Source organism: Acidovorax sp. SUPP950 (assembly GCF_030158935.1).
Lineage (GTDB): Bacteria > Pseudomonadota > Gammaproteobacteria > Burkholderiales > Burkholderiaceae_C > Paracidovorax.
Genome location: NZ_BQXE01000001.1, coordinates 1,498,669 through 1,518,021, shown reverse-complemented (window position 1 = coordinate 1,518,021; position 19,353 = coordinate 1,498,669). Strand labels below are relative to the sequence as shown.

Sequence of the window (19,353 nt, the reverse complement as noted above, 5' to 3'; positions counted from 1 at the left end):
AAGATGCCTATCTATGCTTATAAATGCGGTTCCTGTGGCCACGCCAAGGATGTGCTGCAAAAAATCTCGGACGCCCCCCTCACGGTGTGTCCGGCCTGCGGGGCCGAGGCCTTCACCAAGCAGGTGACGGCGGCCGGCTTCCAGCTCAAGGGCTCGGGCTGGTACGTGACCGATTTCCGGGGCGGCAACAGCGGTGCGGGCGGCTCCAAGCCCGACGCCACGGCCCCCGCCGCCGCATCGCCTGCCAGCGACAGCGCCCCCAAGAAGGAATCCGCCAGCCCGGCGCCCGCGCCGGCCGCCAGCAGTTCCGACACCAAGAAGAACTGAACGGCCCCGGATGTCCGCTTTGCGCAAATGGCTGTTCACCGGCCTTCTGGTCATCGTTCCCGGCGTCATCACGGCCTGGGTGCTGAACTGGATCGTGAGCACGCTCGACCAGACCCTGCAGATCCTGCCCGGCTCCTGGCAGCCCGACAAGCTGCTGGGCTTTCACATTCCCGGCTTCGGGGTGCTGCTCACCCTGGGCATCCTGCTCGCGGTCGGCGCGCTCACCAGCAACTTCGCGGGGCGCAAGCTGGTGGAGTGGGGCGATGCCCTGGTGAGCCGCATCCCGGTGGTGCGCTCGATCTACTCCAGCGTCAAGCAGGTGTCGGACACGCTCTTTTCCGAGGGCGGCAACGCCTTTCGCACCGCCGTGCTGGTGCAGTGGCCGCGCGAGGGCGTGTGGACGGTGGCGTTCATCACCGGCACGCCGAGCGGTGAAGTGGCGGCCTACCTGCGCGATGAATACGTGAGCGTCTATGTTCCCACCACCCCCAACCCGACGGGCGGTTACTTCGTGATCCTGCGCAAGAGCGATTGCATCGAGCTCGAAATGAGCGTCGATGCGGCACTCAAGTACATCGTCTCCATGGGGGTGGTCGCACCCCCGGATCTCACGCCGCCCGATTCCCGATAACACCTCGTCGCATGCCCGCTTGCCGCGGGCGTGCGGAAACCTTGTCGCGCTCCACGAGGGCGCAGGAAGACTCTCCAATGGCCATGCGTTCCCACTACTGCGGTCTCGTCACCGAAGCCCTCCTGGGCCAAACCGTCACCCTCGCGGGCTGGGTGAACCGCCGCCGCGACCATGGCGGCGTGATCTTCATCGACCTGCGCGACCGCGAAGGCTACGTGCAGGTGGTGTGCGACCCCGACCGCGCCGAGATGTTCAAGACGGCCGAAGGCGTGCGCAACGAGTTCTGCGTGCAGGTCAAGGGCCTGGTGCGCGCGCGCCCCGAGGGCACGACCAACGACAGCCTCAAGAGCGGCAAGATCGAGGTGCTGTGCCATGAGCTGAACGTGCTCAACCCCTCGGTCACGCCCCCCTTCCAGATCGACGAGGAAAACCTGTCGGAAACCACGCGCCTCACGCACCGCGTGCTGGACCTGCGCCGCCCGTACATGCAGAACAACCTGATGCTGCGCTACCGCGTGTCGATGGAGGTGCGCAAGTTCCTCGACGCCAACGGCTTCGTGGACATCGAAACCCCCATGCTCACCAAGAGCACGCCCGAAGGCGCGCGCGATTACCTGGTGCCCAGCCGCGTGCACGACGGTCAGTTCTTCGCGCTGCCGCAGTCGCCCCAGCTGTTCAAGCAGCTCTTGATGGTGGCTGGCTTCGACCGCTACTACCAGATCACCAAGTGCTTTCGCGACGAAGACCTGCGCGCCGACCGCCAGCCCGAGTTCACCCAGATCGATATCGAAACGTCGTTCATGGAAGAGCAGGACATCCGCGACATGTTCCAGGGCATGATCAAGACGGTGTTCCAGAACACGCTGGGCGTGGACCTGGGCGAGTTCCCGGTCATGACGTACCAGGACGCGGCCTACCGTTACGGCTCCGACAAGCCCGACCTGCGCGTGAAGCTCGAATTCACCGAGCTGACGGAGGTGATGAAGGACGTGGATTTCAAGGTGTTCTCGGGCGCTGCCAACATGAAGGGCGGCCGCGTGGTGGCCCTTCGCGTGCCCGGCGGCGCGCGCGAGACCGGCGGCCTCTCGCGCGGTGAGATCGACGGCTACACCGAGTTCGTGAAGATCTACGGCGCCAAGGGCCTGGCCTACATCAAGGTCAACGAGCTGGCCAAGGGGCGCGACGGTCTGCAGTCGCCCATCGTCAAGAACATCCATGACGCGGCCATCGCCGAGATCCTCAAGCGCACCGGCGCCCAGGACGGCGACCTGCTGTTCTTCGGCGCCGACAAGGAAAAGGTCGTCAACGACGCCATCGGCGCGCTGCGCATCAAGATCGGCCACAGCGAGTTCGGCAAGAAGAACGGCCTGTTCGAGGACCGCTGGGCGCCTCTGTGGGTGGTGGACTTCCCGATGTTCGAGTTCGACGAGGACTCCCAGCGCTACACCGCCGTGCACCATCCCTTCACCGCGCCCAAGGACGGCCACGAGGACTGGATGGTCACCGCACCCGAAAAGTGCATCTCCAAGGGCTACGACATGGTGCTCAATGGCTGGGAGATGGGCGGCGGCTCCGTCCGTATCCACCGCGCTGACGTGCAGCAGAAGGTGTTCGATGCCCTCAAGATCACGCCCGAGGAAGCGCAGCAGAAGTTCGGCTTCCTGCTGGACGCCCTGCAGTACGGCGCGCCACCGCATGGCGGCCTGGCCTTCGGCCTGGACCGCATCGTCACGCTGATGACGGGCGCCGAGTCGATCCGCGACGTGATCGCCTTCCCCAAGACGCAGCGCGCGCAGTGCCTGCTGACGCAGGCGCCGAGCCCGGTGGACGAAAAGCAGCTGCGCGAGCTGCACATCCGCCTGCGCAACCCCGACGCCGTCAAGGCGGCCTGATCCGTCCAGGCGCACGGCCGATCCCCCGGGACCGCTGAAGCGATGGACCCCCAAGCGGCAGGAGCGTCATGTTCCTGCCGCTTTTTTCATTGAAGGACGCGTTGATGCAAACCCGCAAAGTGACCCGGCTCTCCGTGACCCTGCTGGCCCTGGTGGCTGCGCTGGCCGGCTGTGGCGAGAAAAAGACCGAGCTGGGGCAGGGCGGCTCCGTCGTCACCGGCTCGGCCGGCCCGGAAGGGGCGCGCAACGCCGCGCGCGAACTGGTGCGCTGCGACGCGCCCGTGGCCACGCTGGCGCTGGCCGAGAACCCGAACGGCTACATCATGGGGTCGGGCTACCAGCTGCCGGCCTCGCCCGTGCCGCTGATCAAGCTGCTGGCGCAGCAAAGCGGCTGCTTTCGCGTGGTGGACCGTTCCGCCGGCCTGCGGGGCACGGTGCAGGAGCAGGACCTGAAGGACGCGGGCGTTCTGCGCAAGAACTCCACGGTGCAAAAGGGCCGGGGCTACGAGGCGCAGTACACGCTCACGCCCAGCCTCACGTTCAGCGAGCAGGACGCGGGCCGCGGGCTGTCCGGCGTCATCGCCATGATTCCGGTGCTGCGCGACATCGCGGGCCTGGCCGGCCTGGTGGAGCAGGTCAAGTTCAAGGAAGCGCAGACGGCCCTGCTGCTGTCCGACAACGAGACCACCGAGCAGGTGGCGGCCTCCACCGGTGCGGCGCGGTCCACCGACCTGGGCGTGGGCGGGCTGGTGTTCGGCAAGCTGGGCGGGGCGGCCGGCGCGGGCTGGAGCAATACCAACGAGGGCAAGGTGATCGCCGCGGCCTTCCTGGATGCGCACAACCAGCTCGTCACGCAGGTGCGCGCGCTGCAGGCCAAGGAAATGCCGCCGCCCGTGGCCACGGCACGCCAATCCTCGGGACGCTGACGCACCGGGCGCAGCGACTCGGGGGGCGTCGGATCGCCCGAGTGGGTGATGGGGCAGGGAAGGCGGAACAGGGTGCGGGGTGTGGCACGCATTGTGCTGCTGTCTTCGGCCCCGTCGTGCAGGCCCTGCCTGGATGGCAGAGGGCAAACCCCATGCCGATGGCATGCGGTTTGCGCCATGCATGCATCACAATCTGGGCCATCGCCCAGGCAAAAGGACTTCCTGTGTCTCACGCGTCTCCCTTTCTGGCCACCCCCGAGCAATGGTTACGGTACATGCCGGCGGCGCAGCACCAGCGACAGGAATTGAGACTGGTCGAGAACGCATGGGACCACCTGTCCTTGCTGTCATCCCTGTCGCTGCTGTCGTCCAAGGCCTCCTCCGGCCATGATCTGGCGCAGGCCCGCAGGGACTTCGCGGCGCTGTCGGCCGACCTGATGCGCGGTCTGGCCGGCGAGGCGCTCAAGAACCGGATCAGCGATCTCGCCTCGCGCGCCCAGGTCTGCATCGATGTGCTGGTGCGCAACCTCTTCGAGCGCACGGCCGACATCGGCTTTTTCGCCACCGACGTGGGCGTGGCCGAATTCCTGGGACATCCCGACCCCGGCACCCGCCCCGCCATCGCCGCCCGGCTGCGCGAGTACGCCGACAAGTACACGGTCTACGGCAACATCTTCCTGTTCGACACCGCTGGCCGGCCGTGCGCCCAGTTGCATGCGGTGGAGCCGATCGCCTCCGAGGCGCAGCGGCAGGCTGACCAGGCGTTTCTGCAGTCGGTGCTGCAAAGCCATGCGCCCTATGCCGAGCACTACGCGGTGCACGGTTTCAGCGGCGAGGCTGGCAAGACGCTCATGTACGCCCGGCGCGTGGATTTCGAGGGGCATGCGGCGGGTGTGCTGTGTCTGCAGTTCAAGCTGGCCGACGAAATGCCGGCCATCTTCGCCTCGGTGCAGGACGGCGGTCGCCCGCAGGGCCAGGGCTGCGACGCCGTGCTCGCGCTCACGGACGGCCAGGGCCGCGTGCTGGTGTCCAGCGACCCGCTGCAGCTGCCGGCCGGCTGGCCGGTGCCGCAGGCCGCGGCCGCCGGTGTGCAACCGATCCACCATGCGAGCCGGCGCTACCTGATGGTCGTGCGCGATGCCGAGGGCTTCCAGGGCTATGCCGGGCCGGGCTGGCGCGGCGTGGCGCTGCTTCCCCTGGACGTGGCCTTCGACGAGGCGGCCCAGAGCGATGCCGGCGCTTTTCCCGTCGAACTGGCAGGCCACGCCGATGTGCTGTCGCAGGAACTGCGCGATATTCCGGCGCGCTCGGCCACCATCCAGTCGGCGCTGGAGCGCTCGGTGTGGAACGGCCTGCTGGACCTGCACCAGCTCGGTGGCGACGCGGCGGCGCCCCGCGAGCTGCAATTCGCCAAGACCTTGCTGTCCGAGATTGGCGCCACCGCCCGCAAGACGGCGCTGGCCTTCGCCAGTGCCCTGCAGGACCTGTACGGCGTGGTCATGCGTTCGCTGCTGAGCGATGCCCGGGGCCGCGCGTCGCTGGCGATGCAGATCCTGGACCGCAACCTGTATGAGCGGGCCAACGACTGCCGCTGGTGGGCGTTGACGCCGCAATTCGCCCGCACCCTGGAGGCCGGCACGCCGGGCTGCGAACAGGCCACCGCGGTGCTGCAGGGCATCAACCGGCTCTACACCGTGTACGCCTGCCTGGTGCTGTTCGACCGCGAGGGCCGCGTGGTGGCCGTCTCCCAGCCCGGCCAGGCGCGGCAGGTGGGCACGTCACTGGACGAGGAATGGGTCGGCCGCTGCCTGCGCCTGCAGGGCAGCCAGGGTTACGTGGTGAGCCGCTACGCGCCGAGCCGGTTCTACGGCCAGGGCCCGACCTTCGTCTATGCCGCAGCGGTGCGGGGCGAAGCACGCGGCGAGGGCAACGGCCGCGGCACCCCGGGACCGCTGCTGGGCGGCATTGCGATCGTCTGGGATGCGGCCGAGCAGCTGTCGTCCATCCTGGCCGACTGCGCGCTGGGTGCGGGCGGGCGCGACGTCCTGGCGTTCGTCGATGCGCAGGGCGCGGTGGTCTGTGCCACGGGCAGCGAGGCGCAGGCGGCGCTGCCCGCCTGGACGGCCGGCCGCACCGAGCCCCGCATGGCGGTCCTGGGCCGCCACCTGTACGCCACGGGGTTCGCGCGGGGCCAGGGCTACCGCGAGTTCCGCGCGCAGGACGGCTATGACCACGGCCTGGGCTGCGCGGTGCTGCGCCACGTGTGCGAGCACCAGGCCGCCGCGGCGCTGGCGCCCGCGCTGGCCACGTTGCCCGGCGCGCGCATCGAGGCGGCGCAGGGCCTGCAACTGGCATCGTTTCGCATGGGCGCGCAGTGGTTCGGGCTGGAGGCCGCCTCGGTGGTGGAGGCCGCACCCGACGTGACCGTGCTGCACGCGGGTGGCCTGCGCGCGCCGTTCCTCGGCCTGGCGCAGATCGGCCACCGCGTGTGCCCGGTGGTGGACCTGCGCAGCGTGATCGCCGCGCCGGCAGGCCAGGCGCATGCGCCGGCCCCGCGCGAGGGCGACCCCAACCGCCAGATCGTGGTGGTGCGCGCGACCCTGGACGACGGGCGCCTGCAGGAGTTCGCGCTGCGGGTGGATGCGCTCGGCGCCATCCTCGAACTGGACCGCCGCACGCTGCAGCCGGTGGGCGTGGGAGCGGTCGCCGGAGCGGCGCCCTTGATCGATGCCGTGGTGCCGGTCGCCACCGCGGGCGATCCGGCCGGCCGGGCCATGCTCTGCCGCATCTCGCCGCAGTGGCTGCAGCAGTGCGCGGCCGGTGCGCTGGCGGACGCGCCCCGGCAGGACCTGCAGTCCTTGCTCGCCGCGGCGGCCTGATCCCGTTGCTGGGCGCGTTCAAGATCCCCGAGTCGGTGCTGGTGGTGGTCCACACCCCGGCGCTGGATGTGTTGCTGATCCACCGGGCGGGCGGTGGCGACCACTGGCAGTCGGTCACCGGCAGCAAGGACTGGCCCGAGGAGCCCTTCGAGGATGCGGCGGTGCGCGAAGTGCGCGAGGAAACCGGCATCGATGCCCGCGCCCCTGGCTGCGTGCTGACCGACTGGGCGCTGGAAAACGTCTACGACATCTGGCCGCAGTGGCTGCATCGCTATGCGCCGGGCGTGGTGCGCAACCGCGAGCGGCTGTTCGGCCTGTGCGTGCCCCAGGGCACGCCGGTGGTGCTGAGCCCGCGCGAGCATGTGGCGTGGCGCTGGCTGCCTTGGCGCGATGCGGCGCTGGCCTGCTTTTCGCCCTCCAATGCCGAGGCGTGCCTGATGCTGCCCCGGTTCACACCGCCCGCCTGACCGAGGCCTCCTGGCCAGCGCTACATCGGCCGCAGGCGCAGCACCGCAGCGAGATCGGCCGGTTCGGGCAGTGGCGAGGCGGGTGACGAAGGCGAGGCGGGCGTGGCGGCGGGCGTGCTGGCGGCACTGGACGTGCGCAGCACCAGCTCGCCCGGCTTTCTTTCGGTGGCCTGGCCCAGCACGGCGCGCGGCGTGGTCGGGCCGCAGCGCGAGCGCAGGGCGTCGATGGCCGCTTGCCGCGCCGCAGCGTCGTCGATGCGGGCGGCGTGCCGGGTCAGCATCTGCTGCGCCAGGTCCAGCAGCTTGGTGTTGAGCGTGGTGCCGGCCGCTTCGAGCAACTGCGCCACCGCGCCACCGGGATCGCCCGACAGGCTGAGCGCCACCGCGTTCTCGGCGGCCTTGTTGATCTGGGGCAGGCAGCCGCGCACGATGTCCGAGTAGTCGGGGTGGACCAGGCAGGCATTGGCCATCAGCTCGCACAGGCCGCGCGTGTTGGCGTAGCGCATGCCGATCGCGGTGACCCACGCCGGTCCCTCCTGCAGGTCGATCGAGGTGGCCGCCAGCACGGCCAGCAGGCTGCTCAGGTTGCAGGCGGCTTCGTAGTCGAAATCGCCGATGCCGATCTCGCGCGCCATGGAGCGCACCCCCGCCACGGCCTGGGCGAACTGGCGCTGCTGGATCTGCTGCAGCGCCGCCACGATTTCGCTGAAGCGCTGCACGCGGCGGCTGTCGCCATGGCGCTCCAGGATGCGCACGAAGTCGGCCATGCAGCGCTCCAGGCCCTTGCGGTCGTTGCCCGCGAAGTGCGCGAAGGCCAGCAGCACCAGCGACTGGTAGTCGAACAGCTTGGAGTCGATGCCCAGCACCGCGGCGCGCGACAGGGCCTTAGCCGCCGTTTCGCGGTCGCCCATGTAGTGGGCCATCATGCCGAGCTTTTGCAGCCGCACCACCGAGTCCGGCGTGAGGCCGCTGGCCGTGCGGTAGGTGGCCATGGCGTCCTCGAAATGGCCCATCTCGACCTGCGCGCGCCCCAGCACGTCATACGCGTCGGCGAACGAGGCGTCCTCCCCGATCAGGCCCTGCAAGGTGGTGATGGCCCGCGGCGCCTGGCCGGACTCGATCTGCGCCCGCGCCACCCCCAGTTTGGCCCAGGGCAGGGCGCGCGCCTCGATCACCGCCTCGAACAGGGTTCGGGCCTCGTCGTGCCGCGCCAGGCGCAGCAGCAGCTCGGTGCCGATGCGCGCGGCATACAGCCAGTAGGGCTTGCGCGCCTCGAAGCGCTCCACGCACAGCTGCGCGGCGGCCTCGAAGTCTTCCCGCCCGATGGCATCGAAGATCGGGCGCAGGTGGGTCTTGCGCAGGCGCGCCAGGCCCAGCCGCTCGAACAGCGCGCTGGGCGTGAACGGCTTGAGCAGGTAGCCGTCCAGCGCGGATTCGGCCGCCTCGGCCACCGCGGCGTAGGATGCCTCGGCGGTGACCATGAAGAACACGGTGGAAAACGGCAGCATCTGGGCGCGCCGCAGGTCGTCCAGCAGCGTCTGGCCGGACTGCCCGGATTCGGCGAAATACTGCTCGCACAGCACGTAGTCGAACACGGTGTGCTCCAGCCGGCTGCGCGCGTCCTGCACCCTGCTGCACTGCACCACGCGGTGGATGCCGTACTCGCGCAGCTGCGCCACCAGGATGCTGCGCGAGGTCGCGTTGCTGTCGATCACCAGCGCCTGGGATTCCGTGGAGTCTGGTTCTTTGGCGGTGGCCATGGCGGTGCGGCGCGCGTCCCGTTGAGCAAAGAGCACAGTGTAGGCCGCGCGGCGCGAGCCCGAGGGTGGAAAAAAGCCCCTTCCCGCAGGCTGACACCGGAACGACGCGCGCCTGCGACACAATCGCGCCATGGACCCCTCCGACATCCTGCGCGTTGCCACCTACAACATCCACAAGGGAGTACAGGGCCTGGGCCCAGCCCGCCGCCTGGAGATCCACAACCTGGGCCATGCCGTCGAGCAGCTCGACGCCGACATCGTCTGCCTGCAGGAGGTGCGCAAGATGCACCGCCGCGAGCAGCAGTACTTCCAGCGCTGGCCCGACATGCCCCAGGCCGAGTTCCTGGCGCCCGAGGGCTACGAGGCGGTGTACCGCACCAACGCCGTCACCCGCCATGGCGAGCACGGCAATGCGCTGCTGTCGCGTTGGCCGGTGATCGGGCACCGGCACGAGGACATCTCCGACCACCGCTTCGAGCAGCGCGGCCTGCTGCATGTCGAGGTCGAGATCCACGGCCGCCGCGTGCATGCCATCGTGGTGCACCTGGGCCTGATCCCCGGCAGCCGCGTGCGCCAGGTGGCGCAGTTGCAGCGTTTCATCGCCCGCGAGGTGCCGCCGGACGAGCCGCTGGTGGTGGCCGGCGATTTCAACGACTGGGGCCTGCAGGTCAAGCGCGCGCTGGCGGCCTGCGGGCTGTACGAGTACGAGGAGGCGCCCCGCACCTTCACCTACCCGGCGCGCCTGCCCATGGTGCAGCTCGACCACGTGTACGTGCGCGGGCTCACGCCGCTCGGCCTGCACGTGCCGCGCGGGCGCATCTGGTGGCGCATGTCGGACCACCTGCCGCTCATCGCCGAGTTCCGCCTGTGAGCCGCGGGGGGCTTTGAGCCATGTCGCATGCCGCCGTGCTCGGCGCGGACCACCGCGTCCGCTTGCTGCAGGGGTCCGAGGAGCTGTTCGCGGCCCTCGTGGCCGACATGGACGCCGCCACGTCCGACATCCAGTTCGAGACCTACATCTTCGACTGCACCGGCACCGGCGCCGCCATTGCCGAGGCGCTGGTGCGCGCGGCCGAGCGCGGCGTGCGCGTGCACCTGGTGGTGGACGGGGTGGGCACCGGCTCGCTGCCAGGCCCGTGGCCCGAGCGCTTCCAGGCCGCGGGCGTGCAGATGCAGGTGTATTCGCCGGTCGGCACGCTGGGCCTGCTGCTGCCGCATCGCTGGCGCCGGCTGCACCGCAAGCTGTGCGTGGTGGACGGCTGCGTGCTGTTTTGCGGCGGCATCAACGTGCTGGACGACCTGCACGACCCCAACCACGGCGTGCTGGAAGCCCCGCGCTTTGATTTCGCGGTGCGTGCCGAGGGCCGGCTGGTGGAGCAGGCCGACGAGGCCATGCAGCACGTGTGGTGGCGGCTCAAGGCGGTGCGCGACGCGCGCCGCCACCGCCTGGCCGATGCGCTGCGCGACCTGCGCGCGGCCGCCCGGGCCCGGCGCGCGCAGGAGGACGCGGACGACGCGGGCCCCCGCATGCGGGCCGCGCTGGTGCTGCGCGACAACCTGCGCAACCGCAGCCGTATCGAGCGCGCCTACCGCCGCGCCATCGCCAACGCGCGGCACGAGATCATCATCGCCAACGCCTACTTCGTGCCCGGCGGCAAGCTGCGCCGCGCGCTGGTGCTGGCCGCGCGCCGCGGCGTGCGCGTGCGCCTGCTGCTGCAGGGGCGCTACGAATACTTCATGCAGTACCACGCGGCCCGGCCCGTGTACGGCGCGCTGCTCAAGGCCGGCGTGGAGATCCACGAGTATTCGCCCAGCTTTCTGCACGCCAAGGTGGCGGTGGTCGATGCGCTGGGCGAACACCCCTGGGCCACCGTGGGCTCGTCCAACCTGGACCCGCTGTCGCTGCTGCTGGCGCGCGAGGCCAACGTGGTGATCGAGGACGCGGGCTTCGCCGTCGACCTGCGCGAACGCCTGGTGCACGCCATGGAGCATGCCGGCCAGCGCATGGACCCGCGCGCCTACGCCGAGCGCCCCTGGCGCCAGCGCGCGCTGGACCGCATCGCCTTCGCCATCATGCGCGCCGCGCTCTGGGTGACCGGCAACCGCTACTGAGCCGGTGCGGCTTGGGTTTGATGCTATTATTTTTATAGCTATACGCCCTAGAGGAATATGCGCTGGGGGCCAAAAACACTCGGCAAGCCGGGGCGGGCATTCGCTGGTACGATGCCGCCCATGTTCAGACAACTCGCCGCCGAATCGAACGACGCGCCGCCCGAAGAGGGCACGCCCGTTTCCGTCAAAATCCGCGAACGGCTGGCCGCGGCACGCAAGCGCTTCAATGCGAACGACAACATTGCCGAGTTCATCGAGCCCGGCGAGCTGGAACTGCTGCTCGACGAGGTCGAGGCCAAGATGCAGGGCGTGCTCGACAGCCTGGTCATCGACACGGCGACCGACCACAACACCCAGAACACCGCGCGGCGCGTGGCCAAGATGTACCTCAACGAGGTCTTCAAGGGCCGCTACGCGCAGCAGCCGGCCATCACCGAGTTCCCCAACGCCGAGCACCTGAACGAGTTGATGATCGTCGGCCCGATCACCGTGCGCAGCGCCTGCAGCCACCACTTCTGCCCCGTGATGGGCAAGATCTGGATCGGCGTGCTGCCCAACGAGCACACCAACGTCATCGGCCTGTCCAAATACGCGCGGCTGGTGGACTGGGTCATGGGCCGCCCCCAGATCCAGGAAGAGGCCGTGGTGCAGCTGGCCGACCTCATCATGGAAAAGACCCAGCCCGACGGCCTGGCGATCGTGATGGAGGCCAGCCACTTCTGCATGTCCTGGCGCGGCGTGCGCGAGATGGACAGCAAGATGCTCAACTCCGTCATGCGCGGCGTGTTCCTCAAGGACCCGGCCCTGCGCCGCGAATTCCTCTCGCTCATTCCCGGAAGGAACTGACATGCTCGTCCGACTGCTTTACGCCAGCCGCACCGTGGACACCTCGCCCGACGCCATCGAAGCCATCCTCAGCCAGTCGCGCCAGCACAACCCCACCTGCGGCATCACCGGCGTGCTCTGCTACGGCGGGGGCGTGTTCCTGCAGGCGATCGAGGGCGGCCGCTCCGCGGTGAGCGCCCTGTACGGCCACATCCAGAAGGACCCGCGGCACAAGGACGTGGAGCTGCTGCACTTCGAGGAGATCCACGAGCGCCGCTTCGGCGGCTGGACCATGGGCCAGGTCAACCTGACCCGGATCAACCATTCCATCTTGCTCAAATACTCCGAAAAGCCCGAGCTGGACCCGTACTCGGTGTCGGGCCGCGTGTCGTTCGCGCTGCTGGAAGAACTGATGGCCACGGCGTCCATCATCGGCCGCGCCTAGGCGGGCCTGCCTCCCCCGTCCCCCACCCGTCCTCCGAGGCCGCAGGCGCCATGCGCTGCGGCCTTCTGCATTCAGGCTTCCTCTCCCCCGTTTCACCACCGTGACCTTCAACGCCTTCGCCCTCATCCTGCTGGCCGGGCTCATCCACGCATGCTGGAACATCGCGGCCAAGAAAGCGGGCGGCGATTCGCGCTTTGCCTTCTTCACCTCGGTGCTGATGATGCTGGGCTGGGCGCCGCTGGGCTGGTGGCTCGGGCGCGATGCCGTGCCCGAATGGGGCGCCAGGGAATGGGGCTTCGTCGTGGCCAGCGGGCTGCTGCACGTGGCGTACTACGTCATCTTGCTGCGCGGCTACCGCCAGGCCGACCTGACCGTGGTGTACCCGCTCGCGCGCGGCTCGGGGCCGCTGATGTCGTCGCTCGTCGCCATCACGTTCCTGGGCGAGCAGATCTCGCTGCTCGGGGGCCTGGGCATCGCGGGCGTGGTGGGCGGGGTGTTCCTCATCGCCGGCGGCCCCGCGCTGCTGCGCGCCGCGCATGATCCGGCCGCGCGGCAGCGGGTGCATGCGGGCATCCGCTACGGCGTGCTCACCGGCGCGTTCATCGCCAGCTACACGGTGGTGGACGGCTACGCGGTGAAGGTGCTGCGCATGTCGCCCATCCTCGTGGACTACATGGGCAACTTCGTGCGGGTGGCGGTGCTCGCGCCCGTGGTGCTGCGCGACCTGCCGGCCGCGCGCGTGCTCTGGCGCGTGCAGTGGCGCTTCGCCCTGCTGGTGGCGGCGGTGAGCCCGGTGGCCTACGTGTTGGTGCTGTACGCCATGCAGGAGGCGCCGCTGTCGCACGTGGCGCCGGCGCGCGAGGTGTCGATGCTGTTCGCCGCTCTCATCGGCGGTCACCTGCTGGGTGAGGGCGATCGGGCCGCGCGCATCGCGGGCGCGGTGCTGATCGCAGCGGGGGTCACCGCCCTGGCGCTGGGGTAGGGCATGGATGCGGGTGACAGCGCCGTGCCGCCGCTGCCGATGCTGATCGGCTGCGATTTCTCCAGCAGCCCCAGCCGGCGCAAACCCATCGTGGTCGCCAGCGGGCAACTGGCCGGCGCGCGCGTGGTGCTGTCGGGGCTGGAGACCTTCGACACCCTGGCCGGCTTCGGCCGCTGGCTGGCCGAGCCGCGTACCTGGGTGGGCGGGTTCGACCTGCCGTTCGGCCTGCCGCGCGAGCTGCTGGCGCACCTGGGCTGGCCGCTCACCTGGCACGCGAGCATGCAGCACTACCGCGGCCTGAGCCGCGCGCAGATCCGTGACACCTTCGCTGCGTTCTGCGATGCGCGCCCGGCGGGGGCCAAGTTCGCCCACCGCGCCGCCGACGGGCCGGCGGGCTCCAGCCCGTCGATGAAGTGGGTCAACCCGCCCGTCGCCTACATGCTGCACGCGGGCGTGCCGCTGCTGCTCGATGCCGGCGTGCACCTGCCCGGCCTGCATGCGGGCGACCCGGCCCGCGTGGCGCTGGAGGCCTACCCCGGCCTGTTGGCGCGCGAGATCCTGGCCCGGCGCAGCTACAAGAGCGACGACCGCGCCAAGCAGACGCCCGACCGCCTCATCGCCCGCAAGGACCTGGTCACGGCGCTGGAGAACGGCGCCACCCGGCTGGGGCTGCGGCTCAAGCTCACGCACGCGCAGCGCGATGCGCTGGTGGACGACGCCAGCGGCGACCGCCTGGACGCGGTGCTGTGCCTGGTGCAGGCCGCCTGGGCGGAGCAGCGCCACCGGCAGGGCGATGCGCTGTACGGCCTGCCGCCGGGGCTGGACCCGCTGGAGGGCTGGATCGTCTCGGCGCCCGTGGATTGAGGCCCGGGCCCTCACAATGGCAACGGGGCGGCGCCGCAGGCCGCGCCCGTCCATGCTCAACAGCCATGTCAAAGACACGCCATGACTTCGTCGCTTCCCGATTTCCGCACCCGCCCGGCCGGCGCCTTCGCCCTGCGTTGCGGCGCCGCGCTGCTGGCAGCCGCATGCCTGGCCGGTGCTGCGGGGGCCGCGCCCGCGCCGTGGTACTTCTGGCGCAGCAAGGTCGACGGCAAGCGCGTCTGCGCCCAGGTGTCGCCAGGGCCAGGCTGGGAGCGCGACAGCACGCCTTACGACGGCCCGGGCTGCGAGGCGCGCCGCCGGGTGTTCGTCATCCCGATGCGCTGACGTTGCCGCCGCAGGGCGTGGCAGCACCTGCACCGCGCCGCTATACGCCGGCCTGCTGGTGCCGCCATTCCTGGCTGCGTCCGCCGTAGCCGTAGGCGGCCGCGCGGGCATCGATCAGGTGGATGTAGCTCACCTCGTGCAGGCGGGGCAGCAGGCCGGCGAACGCGGCATGGATCTCGCGCAGGTAGCGCGCCTTCTCCGCCTTGGTGTTGGTCTCGTCGGTGATGCTGATGTCCAGGTGGAAGGCGGTCTGGCCCAGCTCGGCCAGCGAGACGCCCCCGATGAACCATTGGTCGGCCGCGATGAACTGCACCGTGGTGGCGATCACGGGCAGGGCCTTGCCCAGTGCGTTCTGGGTGATGTCGGCGACAGCCGCGGTCGCGCGGCGGGCCAGGGCGGCATCGGCGGGGCCGGACAGGTGGATGGCGATGTGGGGCATGGTGCGGGTGCTCGTTGAGAAGATGCCGTGATTTTTCGCCGCATCCACCGTCCTGAAAAGCGGGATTCATGGATACCATCCATCGGTTATTCCGTTGGATGCACTGCGCCATGCACGCCTTTCCCCTCGACCAGCTTCGCACCTTCGCCGCCGTGATCGACGCGGGCAGCCTCACGGCTGGCGCGCCGCGGGTGTTTTTGTCGCAGTCGGCCGTCAGCGAGCAGTTGCGCAAGCTCGAAGAGCAGGCCGGCCAGTCGCTGCTGCTGCGCTCCAAGGCCGGCGTGGCGCCCACGGCAGCAGGCGAGCGGCTGCTGGGCCATGCGCGCCAGTTGCTCGCGCTGAGCGAGGCGGCCTGGCGCGATCTGCACGGCGTGGCGCTGCAGGGCACGCTGCGGCTCGGGGTCACCGATTACTTCCGCCCGGCCGATCTGGCGGGCCTGCTGGCGCGGGTGGAGGCGCAGTACCCGCAGGTGCGGCTGCAGGTCACGGTGCAGAAAAGCGGGCTGGTCGAAGCGGGCTATGCCGGCGGCGAGTTCGACGTGGGGCTGACCATGGCCTTGCCCGCCGCGCGCACGACGGCCGGCGCGGCCCGCGCACGGCCTGCCGCCAATGCCGCCACGGCGAAGGCGTCGCTGCTGCGCCAGGAGGCCCTGCACTGGATGGCCGCCCCCGGCGTCACGCGCGTGCGGGGCGAGCCGCTGCGCCTGCTCGCGCTGCCCGACAGCTGTTCGCTGCACCAGTTCACCGTGGCGCTGCTGGAACGCCGCCGGGTGCCTTACCGCATCGCGCTGCTGGCCTCGGGCGTGGCGGGGCTGCAGTCGGCGCTGGCCGCGGGCCTGGGCGTGGCCTGCCTCAATGCCTCGGCGCTGTGCCCCGGCGTGCGGGTGCTGCCGGCGCCCCACGGCCTGCCGGCCTTGCCGCAGGCGGGCTTTTATCTGCTGCCGCCCCGGGCCGGGGAGTCGGACTTCGTGCGCGAGGCGCGCGGGGTGCTGGCGGCGGGCTTTGGCTGATCCCCGCACGTCCGTGCGGATTGCTATTAAAAATATAGCGATATGCCCTAGTTCCAATTGCGCTGGAGGCACTTTTCGCCCCCAATCATTGAAGGGCTGCCCGTCCATGCCTCGGCCCGGATGGCCGCAGGGGCGCCCGCCCGCATGGCCCTGCCGGCACGGGGGGCGGGCCGGCTGACTACAATCGCGCTCCCCGAAAGGCGGCTGTCCCGGCCGCCTTTCGCGTTTCCATCCCCCGGGACCATGTAGAGGACCACCATGTACAAAAACCTCGCAGCCACGCTCGTGGCCGCTTGCTGTTGGCTTTCCCCCGCCTTTTCCCAAACCGGCCAGACCGCCCAGACCGTCCCCCCGGCCGTGGTGAAGGCCGGCTTCGTCTATGTCTCGCCCATCACCGAAGCGGGCTGGACGCGACAGCACGACGAGGGCCGCAAGGCCGTCGAGGCCGCCTTGGGCGACCGCGTGCGCACCACGTTCGTGGAGAACGTGGCCGAGGGCGCGGACGCCGAGCGCGTCATCCGCGACCTGGCGGCCACGGGGCACCAGATCATCTTCACGCCCAGCTTCGGCTACATGGAGCCCACGCTGCGGGTGGCGCGGGACTATCCCGGCGTGAAGTTCGAATCCATCACCGGCTACCAGACCGCGCCCAACGTGGCCACGGCCAACGCCCGCTACTACGAGGGCCGCTACCTGGCCGGCGTCGCCGCCGGGCGCATGACGCGCACCAACGTGGCGGGCTACGTGGCCGGCTTTCCCATCCCCGAGGTGCTGCAGGGCATCAATGCGTTCACGCTGGGCCTGCGCTCGGTCAACCCCCAGGCCACGGTCAAGCTGGTGTGGCTGGACGTGTGGTTCGACCCGCCCAAGGAACGTGATGCGGCCATGGCGCTGTTCAACCAGAATGTGGACGTGGTGGCCTTCCACACCGGCTCCACGGCGGTGATGGCCGCGGCCCAGGAGCGCGGCAAGCTCGCGATCGGCTACCACTCCGACATGCGCCGAATGGGGCCGGACGCGCAGATCCTCGCCGTCACGCACCAGTGGGGCGGCTACTACACCGAACGCGTGCGCGCCGTGGCGCAGGGCACGTGGAAAAGCGGCAACCTCTGGGGCGGCGTGCGCGAAGGCATGATCCGCGTCGAGGGCTTCGGCAGCAAGGTGCCGCCGGCCGTGAAGGCCGAGGTGCTGGCCCGCCAGGACGACATCGCCAAGGGGCGCTTCCACCCGTTCCGCGCGGGCGCGACGCCCGTGCGTGACAACACCGGCCGCGAGGTCATCGCCGCGGGCCAGACCCTCGGCGATGCGCAGATCCTGCAGATGAACTGGCTGGTCGAGGGCGTGCAGCGCTGAAAAGGGCGGGGAGGGGCCTTGGCGAGGGGCCGTCCTCTCTCTTTCGGCCGCTACAGGTGGCGCGCCACCAGCTGCGGCAGCGACGAGGCCAGCAGGGCGACGCCCGACGCGGTGAGCAGGCCCAGCACGATCTGCCGGAAGGCCACGTCGCTCAGACCGATGTACAGCCGCGTGCCGAGCAGCGTGGGCACCAGCATCGCCGGCGCCACGATGGCGAAGAACGGCAGCATGTCCCGCGTGACCATGCCGGTGCCCAGGTAGGTGCCCATGGTGACCAGCAGCATCGACAGGTTGAAGTTCTGGATCACGGCACGCTGCTGGTCCTTCTCGTAGCCGCGCAGGGTGCACCACAGCGTGGGCAGCGTGCCGGTGAATCCGCCGATGCCGCCCATCACGCCGCCGGCCAGCCCCACGACGCCATCGGCCACGCGGCCACCCGAGCGGATGCGCGGCAGGCGCTTGGCCATCAGCATGGTCGGGCACCACAGCACCAGCAGGGCGCCCAGCAGCGTCTTGAACCACACCATGTCCAGCCGTGGCAGCAAGGCCACGCCCAGCGGAATGCCCAGCAGACCGCCCAGCACGAATGGCGCCAGCGTGCGCACGTCGAAGCCGCGGCGCACCGACACCGCCGCGACGATCTGCCCGGTGAGCGCCCCGAACACGGCCAGCGCCGCCGCCAGTCGCGGCTCCAGCGTCCAGGCCCAGAACGACATGGCCACCATGCCGAACGCGAACCCCGACAGCCCCTGCACGAACCCGGCCACCACGGCCCCGATGCCCACCACCCAGTAGATCGTTTCCATTGCGTGCTTCTCCCCCTTTTTTTGGATTGGAAGGCGTCCGGCCCCGCAGGGCCGCCGCCGCATGGGCTGCGATTGTGGGGGAGCCGCATGAGCCAATCTTTCTCATTTAGTATTGCCCCATAAGCCAATGGGTATGGCTCTGGGAGCGTTCGATGACCCCTGCCGAGATGGAGGCCCGGCTCGCGTCGCGGCTCAAGATGCGCCACCTGGTGCTGCTGCGCATGATTGCGGAACACGGGTCGCTCACCCGCGTGTCGCACCGCATGGCGACCAGCCAGCCGGCCGTCACGCACGCGCTGGCCGAGCTGGAAGCCATGTTCGGCGGCGCGCTGTTCCACCGCTCCGCGCGCGGCATGGCGCCCACGGCGCTGGGGGAGCTGGTCATCGCCCGGGCTCGGGCGATGCTGGAGGACCTGGGCCATTGGGTGCGCGACATCGAGGCCGTGGGCCTGGGCCGCGCCGCGCACCTGAAGGTGGGCGTGATCCCTTTCGTGTCCGGGCGGCTGCTGGCGGCCGCCATCGGCCAGACGCGGCCGCAGGGCCTGCAGGTGACCGTGACCATCCACGAAGGCACCAGCGACCGCCTGCTGGAGCGCCTGCGCCAGCACGAACTGGACTGCGTGATCGGCCGTGCATCGGCCGTGCTCGAAATGCAGGGGCTGGAGCATGAGGTGCTCTACCACCAGGAGCCCCGCCTCATCACCCACCGCCGCCTCGCCGCCCGGCTGGGGCGCCGGCCCCTGGCCTGGCAGGAACTGGCCCGGCTGGAGTGGATTCTGGGCGCCCGCCAGACGCCCATGCGCGAGCAGATCACCGATTTCTTCCTGCGCGCCGGGGTGGCGCCGCCCGCGCCGTTCGTCGAGAGCCTGTCGTCCAAGCTCATCGGCGAGCTGATCGCGGCCAACGAAAAAGCGGTGTCCATCGTGCCCGCCGACATCGCGGAGGAACTGGCCCGCATCGCGGGTGTGGGCATCGTCGCCCACCGCTTCGGCTGGACGCTGCCGCCCATCACGCTGTTCCAGCGGACCGAGGGCGCGCGCTACGAAGAGCAATCGCTGTTCGTGGCGGCGCTGCGCGCGGTCTGCGCCCGGCAGGCGGCAGCGCAGGCAGGCGACGCGGCATAGCGCCGCTCACTGGGCTCCTTGCTGGCCTGGGTTTCATCTGCGCCGGTCTGGCAACTACCCGAAGGGATAGTTTCCGGGCGCCCCGGGCATTGCTGTAATGCCACCGACATGCCCGCCAGGCGCGCGATGCGCCGGCCGCGGCGCGCGGCGGGTTCAGAAAAAACCA

At 70.1% G+C, this 19,353-nt stretch carries 19 protein-coding genes; 16 read left to right on the top strand and 3 right to left on the bottom strand.

Annotation, left to right across the window (positions count from 1 at the left end):
* Window positions 1–3: 3 nt before the first annotated feature.
* The 6 genes from AVME950_RS06960 (at window position 4) to nudB (ending at window position 7,122) form a co-directional block, all read left to right on the top strand.
* The gene (locus AVME950_RS06960) at window positions 4–327 is read left to right on the top strand and encodes an FmdB family zinc ribbon protein (protein WP_284408231.1); all 324 of its coding nucleotides are present in this window, start codon (window positions 4–6) and stop codon (window positions 325–327) included.
* A 10-nt stretch (window positions 328–337) separates the two neighbouring features.
* Window positions 338–958, top strand: coding sequence for a DUF502 domain-containing protein (locus AVME950_RS06955; RefSeq protein WP_272565470.1), 621 nt, complete (start codon window positions 338–340; stop codon window positions 956–958).
* A 77-nt stretch (window positions 959–1,035) separates the two neighbouring features.
* Window positions 1,036–2,850, top strand: coding sequence for an aspartate--tRNA ligase (gene aspS / locus AVME950_RS06950; RefSeq protein WP_284405495.1), 1,815 nt, complete (start codon window positions 1,036–1,038; stop codon window positions 2,848–2,850).
* Between the two features lie 104 nt (window positions 2,851–2,954).
* Window positions 2,955–3,776 carry a CsgG/HfaB family protein gene (locus tag AVME950_RS06945; RefSeq protein ID WP_284405496.1) on the top strand — a complete coding sequence of 274 codons (822 nt, stop codon included), beginning with the start codon at window positions 2,955–2,957 and terminating at the stop codon, window positions 3,774–3,776.
* A 224-nt stretch (window positions 3,777–4,000) separates the two neighbouring features.
* Window positions 4,001–6,655, top strand: coding sequence for a chemotaxis protein CheW (locus AVME950_RS06940; protein ID WP_284429239.1), 2,655 nt, complete (start codon window positions 4,001–4,003; stop codon window positions 6,653–6,655).
* Window positions 6,656–6,660: 5 nt separating this feature from the next.
* Window positions 6,661–7,122, top strand: a complete 462-nt coding sequence (nudB, locus tag AVME950_RS06935) for a dihydroneopterin triphosphate diphosphatase (RefSeq protein WP_284429238.1) — start codon at window positions 6,661–6,663, stop codon at window positions 7,120–7,122.
* A 20-nt stretch (window positions 7,123–7,142) separates the two neighbouring features.
* On the opposite strand, the gene AVME950_RS06930 is transcribed toward nudB, so the two are convergent.
* The gene (locus AVME950_RS06930; RefSeq protein WP_284405499.1) at window positions 7,143–8,882 is read right to left on the bottom strand and encodes a response regulator; all 1,740 of its coding nucleotides are present in this window, start codon (window positions 8,880–8,882) and stop codon (window positions 7,143–7,145) included.
* A gap of 130 nt (window positions 8,883–9,012) precedes the next feature.
* On the opposite strand from AVME950_RS06930, the gene AVME950_RS06925 reads away from it, so the two are divergent.
* From AVME950_RS06925 to AVME950_RS06895, 7 genes are all read left to right on the top strand, one after another.
* A complete protein-coding gene (locus AVME950_RS06925) occupies window positions 9,013–9,753 on the top strand; it encodes an endonuclease/exonuclease/phosphatase family protein (protein ID WP_284405500.1) in 741 nt (246 codons plus the stop codon).
* A 20-nt stretch (window positions 9,754–9,773) separates the two neighbouring features.
* Window positions 9,774–10,994, top strand: coding sequence for a cardiolipin synthase ClsB (clsB, locus tag AVME950_RS06920; protein WP_284429237.1), 1,221 nt, complete (start codon window positions 9,774–9,776; stop codon window positions 10,992–10,994).
* Between the two features lie 120 nt (window positions 10,995–11,114).
* The gene (folE, locus tag AVME950_RS06915; RefSeq protein ID WP_272565459.1) at window positions 11,115–11,840 is read left to right on the top strand and encodes a GTP cyclohydrolase I; all 726 of its coding nucleotides are present in this window, start codon (window positions 11,115–11,117) and stop codon (window positions 11,838–11,840) included.
* A gap of 1 nt (window position 11,841) precedes the next feature.
* The gene (locus AVME950_RS06910) at window positions 11,842–12,264 is read left to right on the top strand and encodes a BLUF domain-containing protein (protein ID WP_284429236.1); all 423 of its coding nucleotides are present in this window, start codon (window positions 11,842–11,844) and stop codon (window positions 12,262–12,264) included.
* 100 nt (window positions 12,265–12,364) lie between these two features.
* Window positions 12,365–13,246 carry an EamA family transporter gene (locus AVME950_RS06905; protein WP_284405502.1) on the top strand — a complete coding sequence of 294 codons (882 nt, stop codon included), beginning with the start codon at window positions 12,365–12,367 and terminating at the stop codon, window positions 13,244–13,246.
* Between the two features lie 3 nt (window positions 13,247–13,249).
* Window positions 13,250–14,110 carry a DUF429 domain-containing protein gene (locus AVME950_RS06900; RefSeq protein WP_284429235.1) on the top strand — a complete coding sequence of 287 codons (861 nt, stop codon included), beginning with the start codon at window positions 13,250–13,252 and terminating at the stop codon, window positions 14,108–14,110.
* Between the two features lie 81 nt (window positions 14,111–14,191).
* A complete protein-coding gene (locus AVME950_RS06895) occupies window positions 14,192–14,455 on the top strand; it encodes a hypothetical protein (RefSeq protein WP_284429234.1) in 264 nt (87 codons plus the stop codon).
* A gap of 40 nt (window positions 14,456–14,495) precedes the next feature.
* Here AVME950_RS06895 and AVME950_RS06890 read toward each other — a convergent pair whose 3' ends face one another.
* Window positions 14,496–14,894, bottom strand: a complete 399-nt coding sequence (locus AVME950_RS06890; RefSeq protein ID WP_284429233.1) for a 4-oxalocrotonate tautomerase — start codon at window positions 14,892–14,894, stop codon at window positions 14,496–14,498.
* Window positions 14,895–15,004: 110 nt separating this feature from the next.
* Between AVME950_RS06890 and AVME950_RS06885 the strand changes: the two genes are divergently transcribed.
* Complete coding sequence (locus AVME950_RS06885; RefSeq protein ID WP_284424712.1) at window positions 15,005–15,904, top strand: LysR substrate-binding domain-containing protein; 900 nt, start codon at window positions 15,005–15,007, stop codon at window positions 15,902–15,904.
* Window positions 15,905–16,162: 258 nt separating this feature from the next.
* Window positions 16,163–17,257, top strand: a complete 1,095-nt coding sequence (locus AVME950_RS06880; RefSeq protein ID WP_284405506.1) for a BMP family ABC transporter substrate-binding protein — start codon at window positions 16,163–16,165, stop codon at window positions 17,255–17,257.
* Window positions 17,258–17,307: 50 nt separating this feature from the next.
* Here the strand turns inward: AVME950_RS06880 and AVME950_RS06875 are convergent, their stop codons facing one another.
* Complete coding sequence (locus AVME950_RS06875) at window positions 17,308–18,063, bottom strand: sulfite exporter TauE/SafE family protein (protein ID WP_272564920.1); 756 nt, start codon at window positions 18,061–18,063, stop codon at window positions 17,308–17,310.
* A gap of 152 nt (window positions 18,064–18,215) precedes the next feature.
* Between AVME950_RS06875 and AVME950_RS06870 the strand changes: the two genes are divergently transcribed.
* A complete protein-coding gene (locus AVME950_RS06870; RefSeq protein ID WP_284429232.1) occupies window positions 18,216–19,187 on the top strand; it encodes a LysR substrate-binding domain-containing protein in 972 nt (323 codons plus the stop codon).
* Window positions 19,188–19,353 lie beyond the last annotated feature (166 nt).

Excerpts from the sequence above, each read along its gene's own strand:
- AVME950_RS06925 (WP_284405500.1), top strand. The coding sequence starts at position 9,013 with ATGGACCCCTCCGACATCCTGCGCGTTGCCACCTACAACATCCACAAG.
- clsB (WP_284429237.1), top strand. The coding sequence starts at position 9,774 with ATGTCGCATGCCGCCGTGCTCGGCGCGGACCACCGCGTCCGCTTGCTG.
- AVME950_RS06900 (WP_284429235.1), top strand. The coding sequence starts at position 13,250 with ATGGATGCGGGTGACAGCGCCGTGCCGCCGCTGCCGATGCTGATCGGC.
- AVME950_RS06895 (WP_284429234.1), top strand. The coding sequence starts at position 14,192 with ATGACTTCGTCGCTTCCCGATTTCCGCACCCGCCCGGCCGGCGCCTTC.
- AVME950_RS06955 (WP_272565470.1), top strand. The coding sequence starts at position 338 with ATGTCCGCTTTGCGCAAATGGCTGTTCACCGGCCTTCTGGTCATCGTT.
- AVME950_RS06875 (WP_272564920.1), bottom strand. The coding sequence starts at position 18,063 with ATGGAAACGATCTACTGGGTGGTGGGCATCGGGGCCGTGGTGGCCGGG.
- AVME950_RS06870 (WP_284429232.1), top strand. The coding sequence starts at position 18,216 with ATGACCCCTGCCGAGATGGAGGCCCGGCTCGCGTCGCGGCTCAAGATG.
- AVME950_RS06890 (WP_284429233.1), bottom strand. The coding sequence starts at position 14,894 with ATGCCCCACATCGCCATCCACCTGTCCGGCCCCGCCGATGCCGCCCTG.
- AVME950_RS06930 (WP_284405499.1), bottom strand. The coding sequence starts at position 8,882 with ATGGCCACCGCCAAAGAACCAGACTCCACGGAATCCCAGGCGCTGGTG.
- AVME950_RS06960 (WP_284408231.1), top strand. The coding sequence starts at position 4 with ATGCCTATCTATGCTTATAAATGCGGTTCCTGTGGCCACGCCAAGGAT.
- AVME950_RS06910 (WP_284429236.1), top strand. The coding sequence starts at position 11,842 with ATGCTCGTCCGACTGCTTTACGCCAGCCGCACCGTGGACACCTCGCCC.
- AVME950_RS06880 (WP_284405506.1), top strand. The coding sequence starts at position 16,163 with ATGTACAAAAACCTCGCAGCCACGCTCGTGGCCGCTTGCTGTTGGCTT.
- aspS (WP_284405495.1), top strand. The coding sequence starts at position 1,036 with ATGGCCATGCGTTCCCACTACTGCGGTCTCGTCACCGAAGCCCTCCTG.
- AVME950_RS06885 (WP_284424712.1), top strand. The coding sequence starts at position 15,005 with ATGCACGCCTTTCCCCTCGACCAGCTTCGCACCTTCGCCGCCGTGATC.
- folE (WP_272565459.1), top strand. The coding sequence starts at position 11,115 with ATGTTCAGACAACTCGCCGCCGAATCGAACGACGCGCCGCCCGAAGAG.
- AVME950_RS06945 (WP_284405496.1), top strand. The coding sequence starts at position 2,955 with ATGCAAACCCGCAAAGTGACCCGGCTCTCCGTGACCCTGCTGGCCCTG.